Source organism: Lentzea fradiae, assembly GCF_900100955.1.
GTDB classification, from domain to species: Bacteria; Actinomycetota; Actinomycetes; order Mycobacteriales; family Pseudonocardiaceae; genus Lentzea; species Lentzea fradiae.
In genome coordinates this window covers 407,621-433,134 of sequence record NZ_FNCC01000008.1, presented here as the reverse complement: position 1 = coordinate 433,134, position 25,514 = coordinate 407,621, and the positions used below count along the sequence as shown (strand labels likewise).

The window sequence follows — 25,514 nt, the reverse complement described above, 5'->3', positions numbered from 1 at the left end:
GAGGTCCTCCTCATCGGACGGTGTAGCCGCCGTCGACCGTCACGACCGAGCCGGTCACGTCGGTCGCGTCGGCGCTCGCCAACCACTTCACGGAGGCGGCCACGTCCTGGGCGCGCACGAGGCGGTTGGTCGGCTGGGTGGCCACGAAGGTCTTCTCGTGCTCGGTTCCTGGCAGTTCGAGGCAGCGCGCGATCTCCGCCAGCATCACGCCCTCCAGGTCGGGGTCGTCCCGCACGGAGCCGGGGCAGACGGCGTTGACCCGGACGCCGTGCGGCGCGTAGTCCAGCGCCGCGGCCTTGGTCAGGCCGATCAGGCCGTGCTTCGCGGCGACGTAGCCCGCGAAGTGCCGGTACCCCACCAGTCCGGCGGTGGAGGCGATGTTGACGACGGCGCCGGAACCTCGGCGGACCATGCCCGGCAGCACCAGTCGCATCATCCGGAACGCGCCGGTCAGGTCGACGTCGATCATCAGCTGCCAGTCGTCGTCGGTCACCTCGTGGACGGGTTTGCCCGACGGCGACACGAGACCCGCGTTGTTGACCAGGACGTCGATCCGCCCGTACCGCTCCAGCGTGCGCCCGACCGCCGCCGAGGCACCCGCGGTGTCGCGGATGTCGACCCGCTCGGTGGTGACGCTCACGCCGTGGTCGCGGCAGAGCGCGGCCGTCGCCTCGAGCTGGCTGCGGGTGCCGAGGGGGTACGGCACGCCGTCGATCTCCTCGGCGACGTCCAGCAGGACCAGGTCGGCGCCGCCGGCCGCGAACGCGGTCGCGCAGGCGCGGCCGATCCCGCGGGCGGCACCGGTGATCATCACGAGGTCGCCGGTCATGCCGTTCCTCCCGCGGTCAGCACCGAGACCAGTCCGCGGATGGTCGGGGTGCGGTAGATCTGCTGCACGGTCACGTCGCCCAGCCGCCTGCCGCGGATCTCGGCCGCGATCCTGGCGGCGACGAGGGAGTTGCCCCCGACCATGAACAGGTTGTCGTCCGGTCCGGCGCTGGCGCCGAGGACCGAGTGCCACACCTGCGCGATCTGGTCCGCGGTGTCCGCGCCCGTCGGTGCCGGGGCCTCCGTGGTGGGCGCGGGCAGCCGCCCGACGTCCAGCTTCCCGTTGCCCGTCAACGGCAACCGCGGCACCGCGGTCACCGTGCTCGGCACCATGTAGGCGGGCAGGACGCCCGTCAGCCGGTCCCGCACCGCGGCCGGGTCCACCGGTCCCACGACGTAGGCGTCCAGGTGCGCGTCGCCGCCGTCGCCGCGGCGGTTGACCACGACCGCGGCCGCGACCACCGCGGGATCGGCCAGCAGCTCGGCCTTGATCTCGCCGAGCTCGATGCGGTGGCCGCGGATCTTGACCTGGTCGTCGAGCCTGCCCAGGTGTTCGAGCTCGCCGCCGGCCAGCAGCCTGCCCCTGTCACCGCTGCGGTAGCGGCGACCGGTGGGCCCCACCGGGAACCGCTGCGCGGTCAGGTCCGGCTTGCCCAGGTAGCCGCGCGTCACGCCGGCGCCGCTGACCACGATCTCGCCCGCCACACCGGGCGGAACGGCCCGGCCCCGCGGGTCGAGCACCCGCAGCCGCCAGCCGGGGATGGCCGTGCCGACCGACCTGCTGCCCGCCAGCGCGGCCCTGCGGTCGATCGTGAACCAGGTGCAGTGCACGGTCGTCTCGGTGATCCCGTACATGTTCACCACCCGGCAGCGGTCCTCCGGGTTCCGGTCGAACCAGGCGGGCAGCATCCGGGAGTCGAGCTGCTCGCCGCCGAAGACCAGCAGCCGCACGGAGAGCCGGTCGGGGCTGTCCAGGTCGGCGGCCAGCAGCTGGGTGAACGCCGACGGCGTCTGGTTGAGCACGGTGACCGACTGCTCGCGCAGCAGCGCGTGGAACTCGTGCGGGTCGCGGGCGACCTGCTGGGGCACCACGACGAGCCTGCCACCGGTCGCCAGGCAGCCCCAGATCTCCCAGACCGAGAAGTCGAACGCGTAGGAGTGGAAGAACGTCCAGACGTCGCCGGAGCCGAAGCCGAAGTCCTTCGTGGACTCCAGCAGCGCGGCGACGTTGCGGTGGTCCACCACGACGCCCTTCGGCTTGCCGGTCGACCCCGAGGTGTAGATGACGTACGCCGCGGCGTCGGGCCCCACCTCCGGCAGCTCGACCGGGTCCGCGGCCACGGGGCGGTCGATCACCGCGGCGAGACCCGCGTCGGCGGCCATGTACTCCAGCCGCTTCGCCGGGTAGCCGGGGTCGAGCGGCACGTACGCCGCCCCCGCCTTGAGCACGCCGAGCAGTGCGGCGACGAGGTGGGGTGTGCGCTCCAGCGACACCCCGACCCGGTCCCCCGGCTCGACCCCGGCGGACACCAGCCACGACGCGACGCGCGTGGCGGCGGCGTCCAGCTCGGCGTAGGTCGTGGACTCCGCGCCGCAGGTGATCGCGACCGCGTCGGGTCGCGCGGCCGCCTGGTCGGCGACCATGCCGTGGATCGTGCTCTCGGTGCCGGCGAGCGGTCCGCCGTCGGACAGCGGGTCGGCGCCCCGCAGCAGGTCGATCTCGCCGACGACCGCGGACTCGCCGAAGGCGGCCAGCACCGCGTGCAGCGACCGCAGCAGGCCCTGCGCGGCGCTGTCGTCCACGAGGTCCGCGCGGTGGCGGCAGACCAGGCGCCCGTCCTCGTCGAGGCGGACCACCACCGGCGCGGGCTGGTCCTGGACCAGCTCGTCCAGGACGGCGGCGGGCTTCGCGGCCTCGACCACCACAGTGGGCGTCAGCTCCGGCACCGCGGCGGCGAGCCCGTGGACGGTGGCCACGTGCTCCGCGCTCGTGGCGTCGTCGTCCACGTCGGCGGAGATCGCCGTCCCGTCCGGCAGGCCCACCAGCGCCGTGGAGACGCCGGTGTAGCGGGCGAGGACGACCGCGCAGGCGGCGGCCAGGGTGCGCACCGGCACCGGCGGCAACCCGGTCTCCAGGCACTCCTCCCGCACGCCCGTGCCGAGGTGGCCGCCCATCGTGGCCCACTCCAGCGATCCCGCGACGGGACCGGTGAACCTCACCGGGCGCCGGTGGGCGGGAGCGGTGCCGCTGGGGGCGGAGAGCCACAGGGCCCACTCCCGCAGGCTTTCCGCGTCCAGGGCGTCGACGTGCGCCGTGACGACGAGCCTGCGCTCGCCGCCCGCCAGGTGCACCAGCACGACCCTGGTGAGCTGCTCGCCGGCCGGGTCGATCGGCCGGTCCATGACGCGGCGGCAGGCGTTCGCGGCTTCCTCGCCGGTCAGGGCGAACCGCTCCTGCAACGCGCAGTCGGTCACGGAGCCAGCGTCGACCAGGACGGACCTGACCGCGAACCCGGCGTTCACAGCAGACTCCCGGCCAGGACGCGGCGGAGCAGGTCGAACAGCGGCGCGGAGTCGTCCACCAGGTACATGTGCCCGCCGGGCAGCTCGACCTGGTCGCAGCGCTGCGACGTGACCGCCCCCCACGCCACGCAGTCCTCGGCCGACACGATGTGGTCGGTGGCGCCGCGGACGACGGTGATCGGCACCGGGATCGGCCGCGGGTCCTCGGCGACGTAGGACTCGTGCAGGGCGACGTCGGCCCGCAGCGCGGGCAGCACGATGTCCCGCAGGTCGGGGTCGGAGAGCGCGGGGTGGGTGTAGCCGGCCAGCATCTCGACCCTGGCGACGAACTGGTCGTCGTCGAGGTCGGCCGCCTCGCGGGGCAGCGGCGTGACGGGGTTGGCGGAGCCGCTCACCACGAGGTGGACCGGCGGCCGGGAGCCGGCCAGCCTGCGCGCCACCTCGAACGCCAGCACCGCGCCGAAGCTGTGGCCGAACAGGGACACCTCGTCGGACGGGCCGAGCGAGCCGGTGATCCTGCCCGCCAGGTCGTCGGCGGCCTGGCCGACGCTGTCGTGGAAGGGTTCCACGAACAGCTCCTCCCTGCCGGGGAGCTGCACCGGGACCACCTGGAAGCCGTGGACACCGGTGTCCGGCCAGGCCCGGTAGAACGAGGCACCGCCGCCCGCGTAGGGGAAGCAGAACAACTTGTGGGTCACGACCTGCTCTCCTTCTGGAGCTCTGCGAGGATGACGCCGGCGATGTGCCGCAACGGTTCCGGCCGCATCATGTCGTGGTGTCCGCACGGGACCCGATGCCGCTCGGCCTCGCCGTCGACGTACGGCGACCAGTCCACCTCGGCGGAACCCGGCTCCTCGTCGGCGACGAAGTGCAGCAGCTTTCCCTTGTAGCGGCCGGGAACGAAGCTCGCCTGCAACCGGACGTTGGCGCGCCACGCGGCCACGCAGTCCATCAGACCTCGCTCGTCGAGGCCCGCGAGCGGGTGGTCGTCCCGCCGGAACACCTCCAGGACCTCCTGCGCGGTAAAGGCTTTCTCCTCCGGCGGGTAGCCGAAGAACGTCAGGATCGCGCCGAGCAGCTCGGCGTCGCCGGGCAGCTCACCCGGTTCCGGGACCGGGTGGCTGTCGAGGCTGGCCAGCAGGGCGACCTCCTCGCCCTGCTCCTGCAACAGGGTCGCCATCGCGTGGGCCACCAGGCCGCCGAACGACCAGCCGAGCAGGTGGTAGGGACCGGCCGGCTGCACGGAGCGGATGCGCTCCACGTAGTCGGCCGCCATCTCCTCGACGGTGCCCGGCACCCGGTCCGGTTCCCGCATTCCCCGCGCCTGCAAGCCGTAGAGCGGGTAGCGCGGCCCGAGGTGGGCGGCGAGGCCCAGGTAGGACCAGCTGATGCCGCCGGACGGGTGGACGCAGTGGATCGGGGGCAGATCACCGGTCACGCGCAGCGGGAGCAGCACGTCCAGCGCCGCGCCGCCGCTGCCCGCCCGGCCGAGCCTCCTGGCCAGCCCGGAGACGCTGGGCGCCTCGAACATGTCGCGGATGGACAGCCGGACGCCGAGCACCGCCCGCACCCGGCCGATGAACCTGGCCGCCAGCAGCGAGTGGCCGCCGAGGTCGAAGAAGCTCGCTTCCAGGTCCACTTCGGACAGTCCGAGCACCTCGCCGAACAGACCGGCGAGCAGCTCCTCCTGCGGCGTCCTGGCCGCACGTGCCGCGCTGACCCCGAAGCCCGGGTCCGGCAGGGCCTTGCGGTCGAGCTTCCCGTTGGGGGTCAGGGGAAGCCGGTCCAGGGGCACGATCACCGCCGGGACCAGGTAGTCGGGCAGCAGGGCGGCCATCCGGTCCCGCAGCTCGCCGGGGTCCGCGTCCGACACGACGTACCCGACGAGCCGGTCGTCGCGCAGGACGACCACGGCCCGGTCGACCCCCGCCAGCTCGGCGAGCACCGACTCCACCTCGCCCGGCTCGATCCGGTGCCCGCGCAGCTTGACCTGGTCGTCCGCCCGGCCGACGTACACGAGCTCACCGTCCGCGCGGCGCTTCGCGAGGTCGCCGGAGCGGTACATCCTGGCTCCGGGCGGCCCGAACGGGTCCGCCACGAACCGCGCCGCGGTCAGACCGGGGTTGTCCAGGTAGCCGCGGGCGAGCCCGTCACCGGCGAGGTACAGCTCGCCGGTCACGCCGACCGGCACGGGGCGGAGCAGGTCGTCGAGCACGGTCAGCCGGGCGTTGCCCTGCGGGCGGCCGATCGGCACGGGTCCCGGTGGCACCGGTTCGCCGGGTGCGATCCGGTGTTCGGCGCAGTTGACCGTGGCCTCGGTCGGGCCGTAGACGTTGAGGACCTCGACGCCGGGGTGCTCCTCCCGCCACCCGGCCAGCGCCTCCCCGGTGAGCGCCTCGCCGCCGAGCAGCAGCTGACCGGTCGGGTTGTACTCCGGCGGCAGCTCCCGCAGCAGGGCGAGGTGGCTCGGCGTGGCCTTGAGGAACTCGGTGGGCGTCCGCGCGACACCCTGCGCCTCGGCGGACGCGGGGTCCTGCAAGCCCGCCAGCACGACCCGGCCGCCGGACACCAGCGGCGTGAGCAGGGCGGTCACGGTCAGGTCGAACGACACCCGCGAGTGCACCAGCGCGGTGCCCGACGCGGAGGCGTAGGAGCTCCTCGTCCACGCCAGGTAGTCCGCGAGCGCGTGGTGCTCGACCACCACGCCCTTGGGACGGCCCGTCGAGCCCGAGGTGTAGATGACGTAGGCCGCGTCACGCCGGTGCACAGGGCGAGCCCGGTCGGCGTCCACGAGGTCGGTTCCCTTGCGCTGCGCCAGATCACGCCGGACCGGCCGGGTGTCGACCCGGACGACCGGCACACCGGTCACCGGCGCCGCCGCGCCGGCCAGCACCAGCACGGGCTTCGCGTCGCCCACGAGGTAGGCGATCCGCTCGGCCGGGTGGTCCAGCTCGATCGGCAGGTACGCCGCCCCCGCCTTGAGGACGCCCAGCAGCGACGCCACCAGGTCGAGCGACCTCGGGAAGGCGAGCCCGACGATGTCGCCGGAACCGATCCCCTCGGCGGCCAGCATGTGGGCGATCCGGTTGGCGCGGAGGTTCAGCTCCGCGTACGACAGCTCTTCCTCCGCGCACACCACGGCGGTGGAGTCGGGGGTCTCGGCCGCCTGGCGCTCGAACAGCTCCGGCATCGTGAGCGGCTCCACCGCGAACGCGGTGTCGTTCCACCCGGCGGTGACGGCGTGCCGCTCGGCCGGGTCCAGGACGTCGAGCGAGGCGAGGCGGGCGTCGGGATCGGTGGTCGCCGAACGCAGGACGCGCACCAGCATGGCGGCGATCCGCTCGACCGTCGCGCGGTCGTAGAGGTCGGTGCTGAAGTCGACGACCGCTCGCAGCACGCCGGCGTCGGCGGTGAACTCGAAGCGCAGGTCCACCTTCACCGTCCCGGTGCCGACCGGCACCAGCGAGACGTCCAGGCCCGGCAGCCGCACCTCGGCGGGCGGGTTGTTCTGCATCACCAGCATCGTCTGGAACAGCGGCGGCACCGACGTGGACCGCACCGGGTTGAGCACGTCGACCAGCCGGTCGAACGGCAGGTCCTGGTGGGCGTAGGCGGCCAGGTCGGTCGCCCGCACCCGGTCGAGCAGGTCGCGGAACGTCGGGTTGCCCGCGACGTCCGTGCGCAGCACCAGCGTGTTGATGAACATGCCCACGAGGCCGTCCAGCGCATCGTCGGTCCGGCCGGCGACAGGGGTGCCGATGGGGATGTCCGTTCCCGCGCCGAGCGCGTGCAGCAGGGCGGCCAGTCCGCTCTGCAGCACCATGAACAGGCTGGTGCCGGACTGCCTGCCCAGGGCGGCGAGCGCCCGGTGCAGGTCGGCGTCGATCTCGAAGCGCACCGTGTCGCCGTGATGGCTCGCCACGGAGGGCCTCGGCCGGTCCGCGGGCAGCGCGAGCTGCTCCGGCAGGCCGGCGAGCTGCTCGCGCCAGTAGGCGAGCTGCCCGGCCGCCAGGCTCAGCGGGTCGTCCTCGTCACCGAGGAGCCTCCGGTGCCAGGCGCTGTAGTCGACGTACTGCACCGGCAGCGGGGCCCACCCCGGGCCGTCACCGGCGCGGCGGGCCGAGTACGCCTCGGCCAGGTCGGCGGCCAGTGGCGCCATCGACCAGCCGTCTCCCGCGATGTGGTGCACCACGAGCAGCAGCACGTGGTCCCGCGGCCCCACCGCGAAGAGCTCGGCGCGCACCGGGATCTCGGTGGTGAGGTCGAACCCGCGGCTCACCGCGGCGGCGAGGGCCTTGTCCAGGGTGCTCTCGTCGGTCGTGGCGACCGTGATGGGGAGCCGGACACCCTCCAGGACGCGCTGGCGGGGCTCGCCCTCGCTCTCCGGGAACACCGTCCGCAGGCTCTCGTGCCGGTCCACCACGTCGGCGAACGCCTGCTCGAGCGCGTCCCGGTCGAGGTCGCCGGCGAGCCGCAGGGCGATGGGGATGTTGTAGGTGGAGGTGGCTCCCTCCAGCCGGTTGAGGAACCACAGCCGCTGCTGGCCGGACGACAGCGGGATGCTGCCGGGGCGGTCGGAGCGGACCAGCGGCGGACGGACCGGGGTGTCGCCGAGGCAGGCCGCGAGCGCCGCCACGGTCGGCGTGTCGAACAGCGTGCGCAGCGTCAGCTCGGCGCCGAGAACGGTCCTGACCCGGCTGATCAGCCGGGTGGCCAGCAACGAATGGCCACCCAGGTCGAAGAAGTCGTCGTGGATGCCGACGACCGGGACCTCCAGCACCTCGGCGAACAGTCCACAAAGGATCTCCTCACCCGGTGTGCGAGGCGCGCCCGACGAGGAGTTCTCGGCGAAGTCCGGTGCCGGCAGCGCCTTGCGGTCCACCTTTCCGTTGGCCGTCAGCGGCAGCTCCGCGAGGCCGACGACGATCGAGGGCACCATGTAGTCCGGCAGCACCGCGCCCGCCGCGGTCTTCACGCCCGCCGCGTCGCCGACGACGTAGCCGATCAGCCTCTTCTGCCCGGCGCTGTCCGTGCGGACGTCGACGACCGCGTCGGTGATCCCCGTCAGGCCGCGCAGCGCCGTCTCGATTTCGCCGAGTTCGATGCGGTGGCCCCGGATCTTGACCTGGTGGTCACGTCGTTCCAGGAACTCGAGCTGGCCATCGGGCCTGCGGACGACACGGTCACCGGTCCGATACATCCGGGAACCAACTTCGAACGGATCAGCCACGAACACCGACGCCGTACGAACAGGATCGTTGAGGTATCCCCTGCCGACACCCGCGCCGCCGACGTACAGCTCGCCAGGCACGCCGACCGGGACAAGCCCGAGATCATCGCCGAGCACGTAGAGCTTCGTGTTGCGCACCGCACGGCCGATCGGCACCCGCGCACCGGGATCGCCCTCGATCACCGCGTGCGTCACATCGTCCGAACACTCCGTCGGGCCATAAGCATTGACCAGCGGGATGGTCGGGAAGCGGTCGTGCCAGCGGACACACAGATCCGGCGCCAACGCCTCACCCGTGACCACCAGCCACCGCAACCCACCCAGGTCCGGTACCGCGGCACCGGAATCCCAGGAGTCCAGAGCGGTGCGCAGCAACGACGGCACCACCTCCAGCACCGTCACGCCCTCGAGCGCGAACAACGCCGCCGGATCCATCGCCGTCGCCCGCCCGACAACCCGCGTGCGACCGCCCACGACCAACGCCACCAGCGTCTGCCACACCGAGATGTCGAACGTCAACGGCGCGTTCTGCACCACCACATCCGCCGACGACAGCCCCAGATCCTCCACCTTCGCCAACAGGTGGTTCACCATCCCGCCCCGATGCACCATCGCACCCTTGGGCACACCCGTCGAACCCGACGTGAAAATCACATACGCCAAGTCATCGGACCCACCCGACAACGCCACCAACTCGTCATCGGAAGCACCATCGAGCACCACTACCTCGACGCCTGGGAACGACCGCGCCAAACCGGCATACTCCGGACCCACCAACAGGGTCTCGATGCCACTGTTGGCGATCAGGTCCGCGTTCCTCGTCAGCGGCGCACCAGGGTCCAACGGCACGTAAGCGGAACCCGCACCGAGCACGCCCAGCACGGACACGACGAATCCGATGCCGGGGTCGGACAACACACCGACCAGCCCGCCACTTATCCGACGCGACACAGCACTCGCACGCGCGACCAACTCCGCGTACGACACCGAACCGAAGTCATCCTCCACCGCAACAACATCCGGTGAGGCGAGCGCCAACTCACGAACCCGCTCGACCACATCAGCGAACCCACCGGCACGACCGGTGTCGTTCCACTCCACCAGCAACCGGTCCCGCTCAGCGGAGCCCAGCACGTCGATCGCGCTGATCCGCTGGTCGGGGTCGGCGACGACGGTGGACAGCAGGCGCACCAGCCGTTCGACCATCAGGTCCACAGTGGACCGGTCGAACAGGTCGGTGCTGAACTTCAGCAGACCCTCGACGCCCGCGCCCGAGCCCTCGGCGTCGTACTCCTCGATGAAGTCGAAGTGCAGGTCGACGTCGGCCGCGGGCGTGCGGAGCAGTTCGGCGGTCGTGCGCAGCCCCGGCAGGTCGACCTCGGCGGTCGCGTTGTTCTGCAGGATCAGCACCACCTGGAACAGCGGCTGGCGCGCCCTGGACCGGGTGGGGTTGAGCACCTCCACCAGCCGCTCGAACGGCAGGTCCTGGTGGGCGTACGCCGCCAGGTCCGTCTCGCGGACCCGTCCGAGCAGCTCGCGGAACGTCGGGTCGCCCGCCAGGTCCGCGCGCAGCACCAGCGTGTTCAGGAAGAACCCGACCAGGTCGTCGAGCGCGTCGTCGGTGCGGCCGGCGATCGGCGCGCCGATCGGGATGTCGGTGCCCGCGCCGAGCTTGCGGAACAGGGTCGAGAGCGCGGCCTGGAGCACCATGAACAGGCTGGCGCCGGTCGTCCGCGCCAGGTCCGCGAGCCCTCGGTGCAGGTCGGCCGGAAGCTCGAACCGGACGGTGTCGCCGCGGTAGCTGGACACGCCGGGACGCGGCCGGTCGGTCGGCAGGCCCAGCTCGTCCGGCAGGTCGGCGAGCGCCGAGCGCCAGAACTCCATCTGCTTCGCCGCGAGGCTCTCCGGGTCGGCCTCGTCGCCGAGCAGGTCCCGTTGCCACAGCGCGTAGTCCGCGTACTGGACCGGCAGCGGAGCCCACTTCGGCGGGTGCCCGGCCAGGCGGGCCCGGTAGGCGTGGGCGAGGTCGCGGGCCAGCGGGGTGGCGGACCACCCGTCGCTGGCGATGTGGTGCGACGTCAGCAGGAGCACGTGCTCGTCGGGGGCGAGGGAGAACAGCTCGGCCCGCACGGGGAGGTCGGTGGTCAGGTCCCAGCCGCGGTCGGCGGCGGCGGCGAGCGCGACGTGCAGCTCCTCCTCCGACACCGTCCGCTCGGCCATCTCCGGCCGCCCGGTCCTGATCTCCTGGCGCGGTGCGCCGTCGACCTCGGGGTAGACCGTGCGCAGGACCTCGTGCCGGTCGACCACGTCGGCGAAGGCGTCCCGCAGCGCGGCGCGCTCCAGGTTCCCCTTCAGCCGCAGCGCCAGGGGGATCGTGTACGTGGCGGAGTCGCCTTCGAGGCGGTTGAGGAACCACAGCCGCTGCTGCCCGAACGACAGCGGCAGCACGTCGGGTCGCGCCGATGCCTCCAGCGCGCGCCTGCTCCGCCCGTGGCCCAGCCGCCCCGCCAGCTCGGCGGGCGTCTGCGCCTCGAACAGGTCGCGCACCGCCAGCTCCGAGTCCAGGGTCGTGCGCACCCGGCTGACGAGGCGGTTGGCCAGCAGGGACTGGCCGCCCGACTCGAAGAAGTTGTCGTCCCTGCCGACCCGCGGCAGGTTCAGCACCTCGGCGAACAGGCCGCAGAGGATCTCCTCCTGCGGGGTGCGGGGGGCGCGGTAGGCGTCCGCGACGGGCTCGGGCGCCGCCGGTTCCGGCGCCACTTCCGGCGCCCGGACCGCGAGCTTGCGCACGACCTTGCCGACCCGTTCGGTGGTCGTGCCGTTCCACCGGACGAGCTCGCCGGTGCGCATCAGCCACGTGCCGTCGTCGGCCAGCGGGCTCGACACGAACCGCTCGCCCTCGGGGTCCATGACCTCGAGCGACAGACCCGCGACGGCGGGGCTGGCGACGAACAGCTCGCCGGGGACGCCGTGCGGGACCGGCATCAGATGCTCGTCCAGCACGAACGTCCTGGCCTGCCGGTACTCCTCGACGAGCTGCCGCCGTTCGGCGTCGTCGAGCACGTCGACCTGGCTCACCCGCCGGTCCGGGTCCGCGGTGAACGCCTCCAGGACCCGCAGGAAGCGGGCGCCCACCAGCTCCACGGTCGACTCGTCGAACAGGTCGGCGCTGTACTCGACGGACAGGGCGATGCCGCCCGCGGCCAGCTCGGTGAACTCGAAGTTGAGGTCGAACTTGGCCGTGCCAATGGTGTGGACCCGGAACTGCGCGGTCAGCCCGGTCATCTCCGGCAGGCCGGCCACCTCGTTCTGGTAGGCCATCACGACCTGGAACAGCGGCTGCTTCGCCAGCGAGCGGGCGGGCCGCAGGACCTCCACCAGGCGCTCGAACGGCAGGTCCTGGTGGGCGTACGCCGCCAGGTCGGTCTCCCGGACCCTGGCGAGGAGGTCGCGCACCGTCGGGTCACCTGACAGGTCGTTGCGCAGCAGCAAGGTGTTGATGAACAGACCCACCAGGTCGTCGAGCGCCTCGTCCGCGCGCCCGGCGATCGGAGTGCCGATCGGGATGTCGTCGCCGGCGCCGAGCTTGTGCAGGACCGTGGCCAGCGCCGCCTGCACGACCATGAAGTGGCTGGTGCCGGTCTGCCGGGCCAGCGCGGTGACCTTGTCGTACAGCGCGGTTCCCACCGACACGGAGACCGTGCCGCCGCGGTTGCTCCGGGTGGCGGGGCGGGGACGGTCCAGGGGCAGTCGCACGTCCTCCGTCAGGTCCGCGAGCCGGTCGCGCCAGTAGGCGAGCTGCACGGCGGCCGGGCTCGCCGGATCGCTCTCGTCGCCGAGCAGGTCGCGCTGCCAGATGCTGTAGTCGATGTACTGCACGGTCAGCGGGGTCCACGCCGGGGCGCGTCCCGCGACCCTGGCGGAGTACGCCTCGGCGAGGTCGCGGCGCAGTGGCAGCGAAGACCACCCGTCGCTGGAGATGTGGTGCAGGGACAGCACGAGGTGGTGCTCCCGCGGTCCGACGGCGAACAGCCTGACCCGGACGGGCGCCTCGGACACGATGTCGAAGGGCAGCGCGGCGAACTCGGTGATGGCGTCCGCGAGTCCCTCGGGGGTCACCGGCACGACGTCGAGGGCCGTGGACACCGCCGCCGGGTCGAGCACGACCTGGTGCGGAGTCCCGTCCTGCTCAGGGAAGATCGTGCGCAGGGTCTCGTGCCGCGCGACGAAGTCGGCCAGCGCCGCTTCGAGGGCGGGGACGTCGAGGTCACCGGTCAGTGCCAGCACCGCGGGCACGTTGTAGGTGGCGCTGGGGCCTTCGAGCTGGTTGAGGAACCACAGCCGCTGCTGCCCGGGGGACAGCGGGATGAACTCCGGGCGCGGCGCGGCGGTCAGCTTCCGGCGGGGCGTGCCGCCCGTCAGGTGCGCGGCGAGCGCCGCGACGGTCGGCGTGTCGAACAGCGTGCGCAGCGTCAGCTCCGCGCCGAGAACTGTCCTGACCCGGCTGATCAGCCGGGTGGCCAGCAACGAATGGCCGCCCAGGTCGAAGAAGTCGTCGTGGATGCCGACGACCGGCACCTCCAGCACCTCGGCGAACAGTCCACAAAGGATCTCCTCGCCGGGTGTGCGCGGCATGCCCGTCGAAGAAGGGGGAGCCGCCGCGAAGTCCGGCGCCGGCAGTGCCTTGCGGTCGACCTTGCCGTTGGCCGTCAGCGGCAGCTCCGGCAAGCCGACGAACAACGACGGCACCATGTAGTCGGGCAGGACGCGCCCGGCCTCTTCCTTGAGCCCGGTCAGTTCGCCGACCACGTACGCCACCAGACGCTTCGCGCCCTGCCCGTCGTTCCGGGCGGCGACCACGACATCGACGACACCATCGACACCGCGCAACGTCGTCTCGATCTCTCCGAGCTCGATGCGGTGACCCCGGATCTTCACCTGGTGGTCACGTCGTTCCAGGAACTCGAGCTGGCCATCGGGCCTGCGGACGACACGGTCGCCGGTCCGATACATCCGGGAACCGACCTCGAACGGATCGGCCACGAACACCGACGCCGTACGAACAGGATCGTTGAGATACCCCCGACCAACACCCGCACCACCCACGTACAGCTCGCCTGGCACGCCGACCGGGACAAGCCCCAGATCATCGCCGAGCACATACAGCTTCGTGTTGCGCACCGCGCGGCCGATCGGCACCCGCGCACCGGGATCGCCCTCGATCACCGCGTGCGTCACATCGTCCGAACACTCCGTCGGACCATAAGCATTCACCAGCGGAATGCTCGGGAAGCGGTCGTGCCAGCGGACACACAGATCCGGCGCCAACGCCTCACCCGTGACCACCAGCCACCGCAAACCGCTCAAGTCCGGTACCGCGGCACCGGAATCCCAGGAGTCCAGAGCGGTGCGCAGCAACGACGGCACCACTTCCAGCACCGTCACACCCTTGAGCGCGAACAACGCCGCCGGATCCATCGCCGTCGCCCGCCCGACAACCCGCGTACGACCGCCCACGACCAACGCCACCAGCGTCTGCCACACCGAGATGTCGAACGTCAGCGGCGCGTTCTGCACCACCACATCCGCCGACGACAGACCCAGGTCCTCCACCTTCGCCAACAGGTGGTTCACCATCCCGCCCCGATGCACCATCGCACCCTTGGGCACACCCGTCGAACCCGACGTGAAAATCACATACGCCAAGTCATCGGACCCACCCGACAACGCCATCAACTCGTCATCGGAAGCACCATCGAGCACCACTACCTCGACGCCTGGGAACGACCGCGCCAAACCGGCATACTCCGGACCCACCAACAGGGTCTCGATACCGTTGTCCGCCACCAAACCCGCATTGCGAACCACCGGAGCCCCGGGGTCCAAAGGCACATAAGCCGCCCCGGCCCCCAACACTCCCAACACCGCCACCGCGAACCCGACCCCGGGATCGCACAACACACCGACCAGCCCGCCACTCACCCGACGCGACACAGCACTCGCACGCGCTACCAACTCCGCGTACGACACCGCCCCGAAGTCATCCTCCACCGCAACAACATCCGGCGAAGCAAGCGCCAACTCACGAACACGCTCCACCACATCAGTGAACCCACCGACACGACCCGTGTCGTTCCACTCCACCAACAACCGGTTCCGCTCGGCGGAGCCCAGCACGTCGGCCCGGCTGAGGGGCACGTCGCCGGGCAGCGCGGTGAAGGCGCCGAGGAACTCGTGGAAGCGGCGCAGGTGCGCGGCCAGCTCGTCCGCCGAGTACAGGTCGAGGTTGCCGTCGAGGTACATGCCCAGGCCGTCGCCGGCCGTCGGGAACACCGTGATCGTCAGGTCGTCGCTGGGCGCGGTGGACAGGTTGGTCGTGGTGACCGTGCAGTCGCCGAAGCGCATCTCCTCGACGAACGACACCACGTTGACCTCGGGGCCGAACGGGCGGCGGTCGTCCGATGCGAGCCCCATGAGCTCGCGGACCTGCCTGCCGCGGAACCTCTGGTGCCGCAGGGTCTTGCCCAGCACGCCGCCCGCGAGGGACAGCAGCTCGGTGCGGGTCATCGCCGGCGGGATGGTCAGCGCCAGCGGCAGCACGTTGGCCCGCATGCCGGGAACGGCCTTCGCCGTGGGCGTCGTCCTGGCGGTCACCGGCATGGACACCATCACGTCGCGGCGGCCGGTCATCCGCTGGGCGTACGCGGCCGTGGCGGCGACCACCAGGGTCGGCAGTGCCGCCCTGGCGTCCCATGCCACGGACTTCATCCGCGCGGCGACGGCGGGGTCGATGTCGAGGACCAGGCGCAGGTGGTCGCGCACCGGGGTCGCGGGCCGACCGGAGATCTCGGTCAGCTCGACGGGTTCGGGGAACCGGCCGGCCCAGTACTGGCGGTCCCGCTCGAAGTGCGGCGAGTCCCGGTAGGCGAGCTCCTCGCCGACGAGCGCGTCAAGACCGGCGAAAGCTCCGTCCTCGTAAGGCTCCCCCGCCTGCATCGCGGTGTAGACCGCGGCCAGCCGCCGGGTGAACAGCGCCTCGCTGAACCCGTCCCACAGGATGTGGTGCGCCCGCTGGTAGAACAGGGTCCTGGTGGCCGAGATCTTGATCAGGGCGAACCCGAACAGCAGTGGGGCGTCGAGGGCCACCGCGGTCCTGAGGTCGGCCTGCATCCAGTCCTGCGCCTCGGTGTAGGGGTGGTCGGCGCCGACGAGGTCGACGACCTGGAGCTCCCAGTCCACAGAGGACCGGACAACCTGCTCGACCCGGTCGTCGCGCTGCTCGAACCGGACGCGCAGGCAGTCGGTCTCCTCGATGCAGCGCCGGATCGCGGCCTCGAACAGGCCGGCGTCGAGCGGGCCGTCGATCGTGTAGTACTCGGCGATGTTCCAGATCGGGTTGCCGGGATCGAGCTGCTGGGCGTACCAGAGCTCGGTCTGCGCCGCCGAGAGCGGTATCCGCTTTTCTGCCTGTTCAGTCATTGGAGCGTGCTCCCGCGTTCTCGAGGTCGACGGCGAGCACGTCGTCGCCATAGATGTCGCGCACCCAGTTCTCCTGGTAGACCGTGTCCAGGTAGCGCTCGCCCATGTCGGGCGCGATCACGACGGCGGTCAGGTCCCTGCCCGCGGCGTTGGCGTCGAGCCAGGACAGCGCGCCGCTGACGACGGTTCCGGTGGAGCCGCCGAAGAGGAAACCGTTGCGCGCCAGGCGGTGACACGACCGGACGGTGTCCGCCTCCTCCACGTACACGACGTCGTCGACCAGGGACTCGACCAGCAGGCTGGGCCGGACGCTGGTGCCGAGGCCGGGAATCATCCGCAGCCCAGGCGCGCCGCCGAACGTGACCGATCCGACGCTGTCCACCGCGACGATGCGGACCGGCAGGCCCTCGTCGCGGAAGTACCGGGCGCACCCCATGAGGGTGCCGGTGGTGCCCGCTCCGACGAAGAGCACGTCGAGGCCGGGGAAGTTCCGGGCGATCGAGGGCGCGGTCCGCCGGTAGTGGGCCTTCCAGTTGTTCACGTTGTGGTACTGGTTGAGCCACAGGCACCGCGGGTCCGAGGCGACCAGGTCGCGGACGTAGGCGATCCGGGCGGCCAGGAAGCCGCCGTCGACGTCGGGCTCGGTGATCGTGTGCACCTGGCTGCCCAGCGCCTCCATCATCCGGCGGGTGGTCAGGTTGCACCGCGAGTCGGTGACGCAGATGAACCGGTAGCCCTTGTGCGCGGCGATGATGCTCAGCGCGATGCCGAGGTTGCCGGACGAGGACTCGACGATGATCGAGTCGCTGGTCAGCGTGCCGCTGCGTTCGGCGGCCGCGATCATCTCGGCTGCCGCCTTGAGCTTGACCGATCCCGCGAAGTTGAAGCCCTCGCACTTGAGGTACAGGGAACGATCGACCACTGCACCGAGATCGACAAACAGGTCCTCCGCGTGGAAGTCCTGCGGAGCCGTGATGATCGGCATGGCACCTCCTAGGACGTGTGGGAACGACGCGGGTCGCCGTAGCGCCGCAGCTCGTGGAAGAAGTCGTCGACGAGGGCGAGCTCGCCGGCCGCGCGGAGCTCCTCGTAGACGTGGCGGCCGACGGCGAGGTCGAGCACTCCGAGGCCGAACGGGGAGAACACCAGCGGCCGGCCGGGCCGCGGCTGGACCACTCCCCTGATGACCTCGTCGAGCGTGCCGTCGATGAAGTCGCGGCCGCCGCTCAGCTTCTCCGCCAGGTGCGGGGAGGTGTCGGCCTTCAGGCAGTGCTCGACGTCGTCGACGACGTTGGCGGACGCGAGGATGATCTCCGGCGAGAGGTCGCGCAGCGACACGTTGAGCACCAGCGGGTTGTGGTCGAACCAGCCGACGTCGGTGACGTGCGGGGAGCCCGCGACCGTCGCGAAGATCACCAGGTCGGACTCGCGGACGAGGGTCTCGGGGTCGGTGTGCACGGTGATCCGCGCGCTGGTGCCCGTTCCCTCGAGGTACTCGCGGAAACCAGCCGCGTGCTCGGCCGACAGGTCGTGCACGCCGATCTCGTCGAACGACCACCCGGTGCCCGCGAGGTAGGTGTGGATGTAGCGGGCGATCAGGCCGACGCCGAAGAACCCGACCCGGAGCGGACGGCCGGTCCCGGCGGTCAGCCGGTCGGCGGCGAGGACCGCGGACGCGGCCGTCCTGACGGCACTGATGATGGAACTTTCGAGGCAGGCGAACGGATATCCGGTGTCGTGGTCGTTGAGGACCAGCACCGCGGACGCCCGCGGCATGCCCGCAGAGACGTTCTCCGGGAAGCTGGAGATCCACTTGAGACCGTCCACAGGGGAGTCACCGCCGAGGGCGGCGGGCAGGGCGATGATCCGGGACGTGGGCCGGTCCGGCATCCGCAGGAAGTACGACGGCGGGTTCACCGTGTCGCCCTGGCCGTGCACCCGGTAGGTGGTCTCGACGAGGTCGACGATCATCTTCTCGTTGCCGGTGAGGACCCGGTGCACCTGTGCCCCGGAGATCACCGCGAACGACGGCTGGAACATTCGTACTCCTGTGCTCTGGTCAGTCGGACATGGCGACGAGGATGCGGCGCGGCCCTTCGAACGGCCGGCGGCCGTGGCCCGCGAGCACGTTCTCCACGAGCATCAGGTCGCCCTGCTGCCAGTCGACGTCGACCGCCGTGTCGAGGCCGCGGTCGCGGATCTGCGTGACGTACTCCGCCGGGATCGGGCCGCCGTCGGCGAACGTGACCGACTGGGGCATCTCGTCCTCCGTCAGGATCTCCGACATCGCGGCGGAGGTCTGCGGGTCCAGCGCCGCCACGTGCCACTGGTCGGCCTGGTTGAACCAGACCTCCTCACCGGTGACGGGGTGCCGGGTGAACGAGCGGCGCAGCTGCCGCACGCGCAGGGTGCCGTCGGACAGCCACTCCCAGGTGGAGTCGCTGGCCGCCAAGAACTCCTCGACCTGCGCTTGGTCGGAGGTCTCGAAGGTGTCCTGCCAGCTCTTGCCGAAACCCATGCCGCCGTGCAGGTTCTGCGTGTAGCAGACGCCGTCCGCGAACCGGTCCCGGAGGTCGTCGTCGAGCGCGGCCAGCCACGCGGTGCCGTCGACCACCGGCGTCGCGCCACCCGCGGTGGCGGGCTTGGCGCAGTAGAACGCCAGCCGCGCGGGCCAGTGGTGGGCGTAGGACATCTCGTTGTGCATGGAGATGGTGAACTCGGGCGGGTACTCGGTCGAGGTGTAGACGTTCTTGCCGACCTTGGTGCGCGGCGTGTTCCCGTGCACGTAGGCCAAGCGGTCCGGCAGCACCAGGTCGAGCACCCCGTCGAGGCCGTCCTCGGGGACGTGGAAACCCCGGAACACCAACACCTTGGCCTGGACGAGCAGAGCGTCCAGGTCGATGGTGCGGAGGTGGTCGGCGAGTCCTTCGACGTCCGCGCGCGCCGCTACGTCCTCCGGCCTGATCTCGGTCGGCGTCCACTTCATCGACTCGTTCCCCTTTCGTTCTCGGCGACGGCTGGACATTAGGTCCGCCGGAACTGGCGTGCGGCAAGGACGACTGGCACCGTGCAAGCGGCTGGTCTGGTCCAATCACGTCGGAAAGTTGCCGACGCGGATGAGGCGGACAGTGAACGCTGCGATCGAGGCCGAGGGACTGCGGAAGTCCTATTCGGACCATCACGCGCTCAACGGGGTGAACCTGTCCGTGGCCGCCGGGACGGTGCTGGGGGTGCTCGGGCCCAACGGCGCCGGGAAGACCACGACGGTGAGGATTCTGGCGACGCTGGCCCGGCCCGACTCCGGGAGGGCCGTGGTCGCGGGCCACGACGTGCTGCGCGAACCGCGGGAGGTGCGCAGACGGATCGGTCTCGCGGGTCAGTACGCCGCCGTGGACGAGCAGCTCACCGGGCGCGAGAACCTCGTGCTGCTGGGCACGTTGCTGCGCCTGGGCAAGCAGGGTGCCAGGGACCGCGCCGCCGAGCTGCTGGCCAGGTTCGAGCTGACCGACGCCGCCGACCGGCTCACCAGGACGTACTCGGGAGGAATGCGCAGGCGCCTCGACCTGGCCGCCTGCCTGGTGTCCTCACCACCGGTGGTGTTCCTCGACGAGCCGACCACCGGCCTGGACCCGAGCAGCCGCGCGACGCTCTGGCGGATGATCCGCGACCAGGTCGCCTCCGGTGTCACGGTGCTGCTCACCACGCAGTACCTCGAGGAGGCCGACGTGCTCGCCGACCGGATCGCGGTCGTGGACCACGGTGTGGTGATCGCCGAGGGAACCCCCGACGAGCTCAAGCGCAAGGTCGGCGCCGAGTGGCTGGAGGTGACCGTGGCGCACGGCCGCGACCTGTCCGCGGCGGCGAGCGCGCTGTCCTGCGTCGCGGCGATGCCACCGCGCGAGGCGGCGGGCGGCAAGAGCTTCTCGGTGCGGCTGCCCGACGGGATGGGCGCGGTCGCGACGGCGGCGACCGCGCTGGAGACCGCGGGGATCGAGATCGCGGGGTTCGCGCTGCGCCGCCCCTCGCTCGACGACGTCTTCCTCCACCTCACCGGACAGGAGCACTCGTGAACGGCGTGCTGGTCGACACCACGGCCCTCATCGGCAGGCACCTGCTGCACCTGCGGAGGACGCCGACGAGGATCCTCGGCGTCACCCTGACACCGCTGACCATGGTGCTGGTCCTGGGCTACATGCTGAACAAGGCGATCTCCGTGCGCGGCGGCGACTACCTCGGCTACATGATGGCGGGGGTCGGCGCGCAGGTGGCGCTGGCGTGCGTCGGCAGCATCGCCATCGGCACCGCGACCAGCCTGCGCAACGGGCTGGTGGACCGGTTCCGGTCGCTGCCGACGTCCCGCGGCGCGATCCTGGTGGCGCACACCGTGTCCGACCTCGGCCTGGCCGCGATCGGCATCTGCATCGCGTCGATCGTCGGGGCGCTGCTCGGCTGGCGGCCGGACACGGGCGTGCTGTCGATCGCCGCGGGGTTCGGGCTGTTGCTCCTCTTCACCTACGTGATGCTGTGGTTCGGGCTCCTGCTCGGCTTGTCGGTGCGCAGCCCCGAGGCGCTCGGCGCGCTCTCCGGCCTGGTGCTGGTGTGCGGGTCGTTCCTGTCCAACGCCTTCGTGCCGCTCGACGGCCTGCCGGGCTGGCTGCGGGTGGTGGCGGAGTGGAACCCGATCAGCGCCGTGTCGAGCGCGTGCCGCCAGCTGTGGGGCGGCCCGATGTCCGCGAGCACCGGAAGCGTCGTGTCCGAGCACCCCCTGCCGGCGGCCCTGGTCATGCTCGCGGTCATCGCCGCCGTGACGGTGCCGCTGAGCTGTCGCGCCTACCACGCGGCGGAACCCCGGTGACCGTCCGGGTCGACCACGTCGACCAGTTGTGAGCGTTCGGTCAGGCCGAGCTTGCGGTAGCTGTTGGTGAGGTGGAACTCGACGGTCCGCTGGGTCACGAACAGGGACTGCGCGATCTGGTCGTTGCTGCTGCCCAGCGCGGCGAGCCGCACCACCTGCCATTCGGCGGGGGTGAGCGCGTTCGTGCCGTGCAGGCGGTCGCGCCGCGGCCTGCCCCCCGCGGCGACCAGCTCGGAGCGGGCACGGAGCACCAGCGTCGTGGCGCCGCACTGGGTCGCGAGGTCGAGGCCGCGGCGCAGCGTCGCGCGGGCAGCCTCGTCGTCGCCCGCCGTGTGCTGCGCGGTGCCCAGTTCGATCAGGGTCTTGGCCAGCTCCAGCCGCGCGGGTGACCTCTCCCCGTACACCACGGCCCTGCGCAGCAGCGCGAACCCCTTCGCACCGCCCTCGACCAGGCCGGCCACGCGCAGCGCCGACCCGACCGCGCCGTCCGCGCCCCAGCGCCGGGACAGCTCGAGCGCCTCACCCGCCAGGCGCCGTGCCTCGGCGACCTCACCGAGCCGCCAGTGCAGCAGCGCCGCCCGGCCGCGCCACGGGAGCACCGCCTCGTTGTGGATGTTCCACCAGGTCAGCCTCCTGCCGCAGTCGAGCGTCTGCTCCAGCGCCGCCCGCAGGTCACCCCGGCCCTCGAGCACCACGGCGCGGGCCGCGAGCATCCAGCACCAGTGGAACGAGTGCTCGACGGCCGGCGCGAAGTCGGAGCGCACCAGTTCGGCCGCCTCGTCCCACTGGCCCAGCTCGCCGAGACACGCCACGGCGGCCGCCACCGTCAGCGGCTGGTTGTCGTCCTGGTGCCCGTCGGCGTACGCCTGGAGCGAAGCCCTGGCCTCCACCAGGGCGCCCGGCACGTCGCCGCTGTGGAACCGCACCACGGACCGCGCGCTGGTCAGCATCGCGCGCATCGCCGGCAGGTTGCGCACCTTGGCGTCGCCGATGCCAGCGTCGTACAGCGGGGTGACGAGGTCCAACCGCTCGGCCAGCTGGAGCACGACGATCGCCGAGACGAACATCGGGTGCAGCATGTCGTCACGCAGCAGCAGGTCCCCCTGCAACGCGCGCGTGGCCGACTCCACCGCCGAGGCCGCGGGCAACCTGCCCTCCAGCGCGGCGAGCATCACGTGCACCGCGAGCAGTGCGCACTGCCCCGGCGTGCCACCGAGCGAATCGGGATCCAGCGCGTCCAGCCGGGGTCTCAGCCTGGCCATGACGTCGCGGTTCCCCGTGGCCGAGGAGACCATGTGGGCCAGCAAGCGGGTGCGCAGCTCGCCGGTCGGCTCGCCGGCCTGGCTCAGCCACTCCAGGCAGTCCTCCAGCAGGTCGACCAGCGGTGCCGCGGTGCACCCGGTGGCCAGGGGGAACAGGTCGACCGCGGCGCGGGCCCGTCGCAGCGGCGAGTCCATCAGCCTCAACGCCTCCGCCAAGTGCTCCCAGGCCGCCCGCGGGTCCGCCGACCGCTCGACGCGGGTGAGCGCGGTGAGCAGCGTGACCAGGAGATCAGGCTTCCACTGCCCGGTGAGGGCGTGCCGGAGGTACGCCACGGCCAGTTCCGGCTCGCCGCGGTCGACGGCCGCCACCGCTGCCTCGCGCAGCACCGCGACCATCTCCTGCGTGGTCGGTGGCCCCCCGCACACCAGGTGGGCCGCGACCACGTCGACCGGCGCACCGCGGTCGCTCAGCACCCTGGCGATCCGCGAGTGCGTCCTCTCCCGCTGCGCCGGGGCCATGTCCTCGATGATCGTCCGCCCGATCTCCGGGTGGGCGAACCGCACGGTGCCGGGGTGCAGCACCCCCGCGCGGCCGAGCGCGGCGACCGCCTGACCGGCCGCGAGGGAACCGGCGGCCGTCACCTCGGCGGCGATCGCCAGGTCCGCGTCCTCACCGAGGAGGGCGAGCACCCCGGCGAACGCGACCACCGGAGCGGACTGCGCCCGCACGGCCGCGAACAGCCGCGCACGGTGCACCCGGACGCCGACCTCGTGCACGGCGGCCACCTGGTCCGCCACCTGGTCAGCCTCTTGATCCGTCTCCTGGCATGCCGACAGGCCGTGGAGCAGCTCCCCCAGCACGCGGGGGTTCCCGGCGGACACCTCGTAGCAGGCCGCGACGACCGAAGGGGCCGGAGCGGCGCCCAGCCGCGCGGCGACCACCGCCTCCACGGCCCGCGGGCTCAGGGGAGCCAACTCGAGGACCTCGCACCGCGGCGCCGCCCGGAGTTCGGCGATCAGCGGCTCGGCGGCCGTGTCCACGTCGTCGGCCGCGGCAGCCACGACCACCACGGGAACCCCCGCCGCTCTTCGTGCCAGGTGCAGGAGCCACCGGATGGACGACAGGTCGACCCGGTGCAGGTCGTCGACGAGCACGGCGACCGGTTTGACGGCCGCCAGACCGACCACCGTCAAGTACAGGTTGTGCAGCACCTCGAACGGGATGTCGGCGCGCCGGGGTTCCGCGCGGGCTCCCGCCTCCACCGCGTGACGCCTGCTGAACCGGATGACGTCGGCCCTGGCACGCCGTTCCTCCCCGTCGGGCGGTGAGGCCCGGAAGAGCCTGCGCAGGGCCCCGAACTCCACGTCGCGCCCCGGCGCTCCCCCCGCCGTCCGCAACACCCGGAAACCCGCGGCGTGCGCCTCTTCGGCGGCGACCTCCAGCAGCGAGGTCTTCCCCGTTCCCGAAGCTCCCGAGATCAGCAGGATTCGGCCGCCGTCGACGCGGCACCGGGCCAGCCGCTGTCTGATCACCCCCGTTTCGACGTCCCGCTCCACTGTGCGAATGTCCGGCGTGAACGACATGGCGAGCCTTCGTGGGTCATCGACGTTTACCCGGGTCAACGAGACAACATGCCGCGACAGTACATCTGACGGGAACACCGCCGTAAGACCGACCGGACCGCTGCATTCGTGAACAGGATATGAGGCAGGAAGGGGGTGGTGCAGTTACCTATACCGGTGAACAGGGCAGCCACGCGTCCGGGCGAGACGCCATTCCATGCGGTATCGCATACATCCACAGCCCGGTCGGCGTGATTACCGCGCCCATCGAGAGGCGAGGTTCCGAGACGCTCAAGAAATCGCGATGACGGCATCAGAGGCGTGACCATCCGCCGCTATCGCCGAAAACATCGACACCGAGACGACGCCACCTCACACCGCGGCAGCCCGACACCCCCCGCCGCCCGAGCCGAGCAGGCCACCGCGGGCCGCGGCGACGTCCTCGAACCCCGCCCGCGGGGCCGCGGTTCACGTCAATCACGATGGTGGCGTTTTCAACAAGAACGCCGATGCTGACAACGAGTGCGGCTCGATAATCAAAACAGCGATCTCCACACACTAAAGTTCGGCAGGGTGAGCTGTACGTCAGACCAACATACCTCCTGCGGCGGCCAGATAGCCACGGGATCGATACCCGGTTGTTCCCACCGGCGTGGCGATCACATCGACGGACAACAACCGCGCCCCGCCGCCGCCGTCCCATACGTCCGTCTCAAATGGTTGAGTCGCTAATCAATTATCCGGGCGGGCTGCGGCCGTTCAGCCGAAGTTCAACACAACCGGTCCGGGCGCGGTGGCGCTGATGTCCACCGCACGACCAGACGCTCCGAGACATCACTTCGTCAATGCGGCCAACGAGAACTGTCCGCCGCCGGCGCGGAAGCTCGACGCGACCCAGTGCCCCCTTCCACACGCCTCACCGCATTCACCCATTCGTGCGTCAACACACGCCCCTGCGGACGCGTTTGCTCACAGCACGGTCACCAGCGGTTCTCGTCGTGAAGGGGTTCGAGATCAGCGGCGGGAGGCCGGTGGCCGGTGGCGTGAACACGATCCAGTCGAGGGGGTCCGATGAAGTTCAGAATGATCGACGGACGGCGCGTCCCGATCGGGGGCGGTGGCGGCAAGAGCGGGGCGGTGGTGGCGGCCGGGGTGCTCGCGCTCGGCCTGGCAGGCAGCGGCGGCCTGACCCTCACCGGGCCCGGTCTGGTCTCCGAAGTCGGCACCGTCGCCGGAGAGGCCGCCTCCGGGGCGGGTTCGGGCGGGTCCCCGCAACTCAGGCTCCGCCAGAGCGAGGGACAGAAGTCCGCGCGCAAAGGTGACAGCCAGGCGGCCTGGCAGCGCCTCGGTGTCAAGCAGCTCAAGCGCACCGCCCGGCAGCAGGCCGAGTGCGTTGCGGCCTCGTTCGGGCAGGTCCGCGACTTCTTCACCGGCACCCGCTGCACCTCTCTTGAACGCGCCCTGTTCCTCGTCGGAGACGGCGCGGGAAACACCGCGGTGCTCTCGGTGGCGTGGGTCGGCCTGGCCTCGGCCAGCGACGCGGGCAGGTTCAAAACCGTGATCGACATCCCCGGCAGCGGCGACATCCGGCCCATGGGTTCCACCGCGCTGGACCTGGCCGACATTCGCTTCACCGGCGAGAACTACGGCAGCGACCGCGACGGCAGGACCGTCACCATCGCGGAGACCGAACTCGTCACCGGTCACTTCGACCACGCCACCCTCGACGCCATCGCCGAGGTTTCCGCTTGTCTGCCCCGCATCTGAGTCCCCC

The 25,514-nt window shown here is 71.5% G+C and carries 11 protein-coding genes; 3 read left to right on the top strand and 8 right to left on the bottom strand.

The window, feature by feature from the left end; translation table 11 throughout:
* Nucleotides 1-10 precede the first annotated feature (10 nt).
* From BLT23_RS21440 to BLT23_RS21410, 7 genes are read right to left on the bottom strand one after another with little or no spacing between them, the layout of a single operon-like run.
* Nucleotides 11-829, bottom strand: coding sequence for an SDR family oxidoreductase (locus BLT23_RS21440; RefSeq protein WP_090051578.1), 819 nt, complete (start codon nt 827-829; stop codon nt 11-13).
* On the bottom strand, nt 826-3,351 hold the full coding sequence (locus BLT23_RS21435; RefSeq protein ID WP_090051577.1) for an amino acid adenylation domain-containing protein: 2,526 nt from the start codon (nt 3,349-3,351) through the stop codon (nt 826-828). Before BLT23_RS21435 ends, BLT23_RS21440 begins: the two co-directional genes overlap by 4 nt.
* A complete protein-coding gene (locus BLT23_RS21430) occupies nt 3,348-4,049 on the bottom strand; it encodes a thioesterase II family protein (protein WP_090051576.1) in 702 nt (233 codons plus the stop codon). The genes BLT23_RS21435 and BLT23_RS21430 overlap by 4 nt, the downstream gene beginning before the upstream one ends.
* Nucleotides 4,046-16,060, bottom strand: coding sequence for an amino acid adenylation domain-containing protein (locus BLT23_RS21425; RefSeq protein WP_176946853.1), 12,015 nt, complete (start codon nt 16,058-16,060; stop codon nt 4,046-4,048). Before BLT23_RS21425 ends, BLT23_RS21430 begins: the two co-directional genes overlap by 4 nt.
* Entirely contained in the window at nt 16,053-17,045 is a 993-nt protein-coding gene (sbnA, locus tag BLT23_RS21420) for a 2,3-diaminopropionate biosynthesis protein SbnA (protein ID WP_090051659.1), read from the bottom strand. Before sbnA ends, BLT23_RS21425 begins: the two co-directional genes overlap by 8 nt.
* 8 nt (nt 17,046-17,053) lie before the next feature.
* Nucleotides 17,054-18,100, bottom strand: coding sequence for a 2,3-diaminopropionate biosynthesis protein SbnB (sbnB, locus tag BLT23_RS21415; RefSeq protein ID WP_090051574.1), 1,047 nt, complete (start codon nt 18,098-18,100; stop codon nt 17,054-17,056).
* A gap of 19 nt (nt 18,101-18,119) precedes the next feature.
* The gene (locus BLT23_RS21410) at nt 18,120-19,046 is read right to left on the bottom strand and encodes a TauD/TfdA family dioxygenase (protein WP_090051573.1); all 927 of its coding nucleotides are present in this window, start codon (nt 19,044-19,046) and stop codon (nt 18,120-18,122) included.
* Nucleotides 19,047-19,188: 142 nt separating this feature from the next.
* Between BLT23_RS21410 and BLT23_RS21405 the strand changes: the two genes are divergently transcribed.
* The gene (locus BLT23_RS21405; protein ID WP_245744074.1) at nt 19,189-20,130 is read left to right on the top strand and encodes an ATP-binding cassette domain-containing protein; all 942 of its coding nucleotides are present in this window, start codon (nt 19,189-19,191) and stop codon (nt 20,128-20,130) included.
* Nucleotides 20,127-20,915: an ABC transporter permease gene (locus BLT23_RS21400; RefSeq protein WP_090051571.1), complete on the top strand. Its 789-nt coding sequence runs from the start codon at nt 20,127-20,129 to the stop codon at nt 20,913-20,915. The genes BLT23_RS21405 and BLT23_RS21400 overlap by 4 nt, the downstream gene beginning before the upstream one ends.
* On the opposite strand, the gene BLT23_RS21395 is transcribed toward BLT23_RS21400, so the two are convergent.
* On the bottom strand, nt 20,891-23,761 hold the full coding sequence (locus BLT23_RS21395) for a helix-turn-helix transcriptional regulator (protein ID WP_090051570.1): 2,871 nt from the start codon (nt 23,759-23,761) through the stop codon (nt 20,891-20,893). The genes BLT23_RS21400 and BLT23_RS21395 overlap by 25 nt on opposite strands.
* Before the next feature lie 1,050 nt (nt 23,762-24,811).
* Between BLT23_RS21395 and BLT23_RS21390 the strand changes: the two genes are divergently transcribed.
* Complete coding sequence (locus BLT23_RS21390; protein ID WP_143035995.1) at nt 24,812-25,507, top strand: hypothetical protein; 696 nt, start codon at nt 24,812-24,814, stop codon at nt 25,505-25,507.
* Nucleotides 25,508-25,514 lie beyond the last annotated feature (7 nt).

What these genes read in the sequence shown, in the direction of transcription:
- BLT23_RS21395 (WP_090051570.1), bottom strand. Translation starts at nt 23,761, where the DNA reads ATGTCGTTCACGCCGGACATTCGCACAGTGGAGCGGGACGTCGAAACG.
- BLT23_RS21410 (WP_090051573.1), bottom strand. Translation starts at nt 19,046, where the DNA reads ATGAAGTGGACGCCGACCGAGATCAGGCCGGAGGACGTAGCGGCGCGC.
- BLT23_RS21425 (WP_176946853.1), bottom strand. Translation starts at nt 16,060, where the DNA reads ATGACTGAACAGGCAGAAAAGCGGATACCGCTCTCGGCGGCGCAGACC.
- sbnB (WP_090051574.1), bottom strand. Translation starts at nt 18,100, where the DNA reads ATGTTCCAGCCGTCGTTCGCGGTGATCTCCGGGGCACAGGTGCACCGG.
- BLT23_RS21390 (WP_143035995.1), top strand. Translation starts at nt 24,812, where the DNA reads ATGAAGTTCAGAATGATCGACGGACGGCGCGTCCCGATCGGGGGCGGT.
- sbnA (WP_090051659.1), bottom strand. Translation starts at nt 17,045, where the DNA reads ATGCCGATCATCACGGCTCCGCAGGACTTCCACGCGGAGGACCTGTTT.
- BLT23_RS21440 (WP_090051578.1), bottom strand. Translation starts at nt 829, where the DNA reads ATGACCGGCGACCTCGTGATGATCACCGGTGCCGCCCGCGGGATCGGC.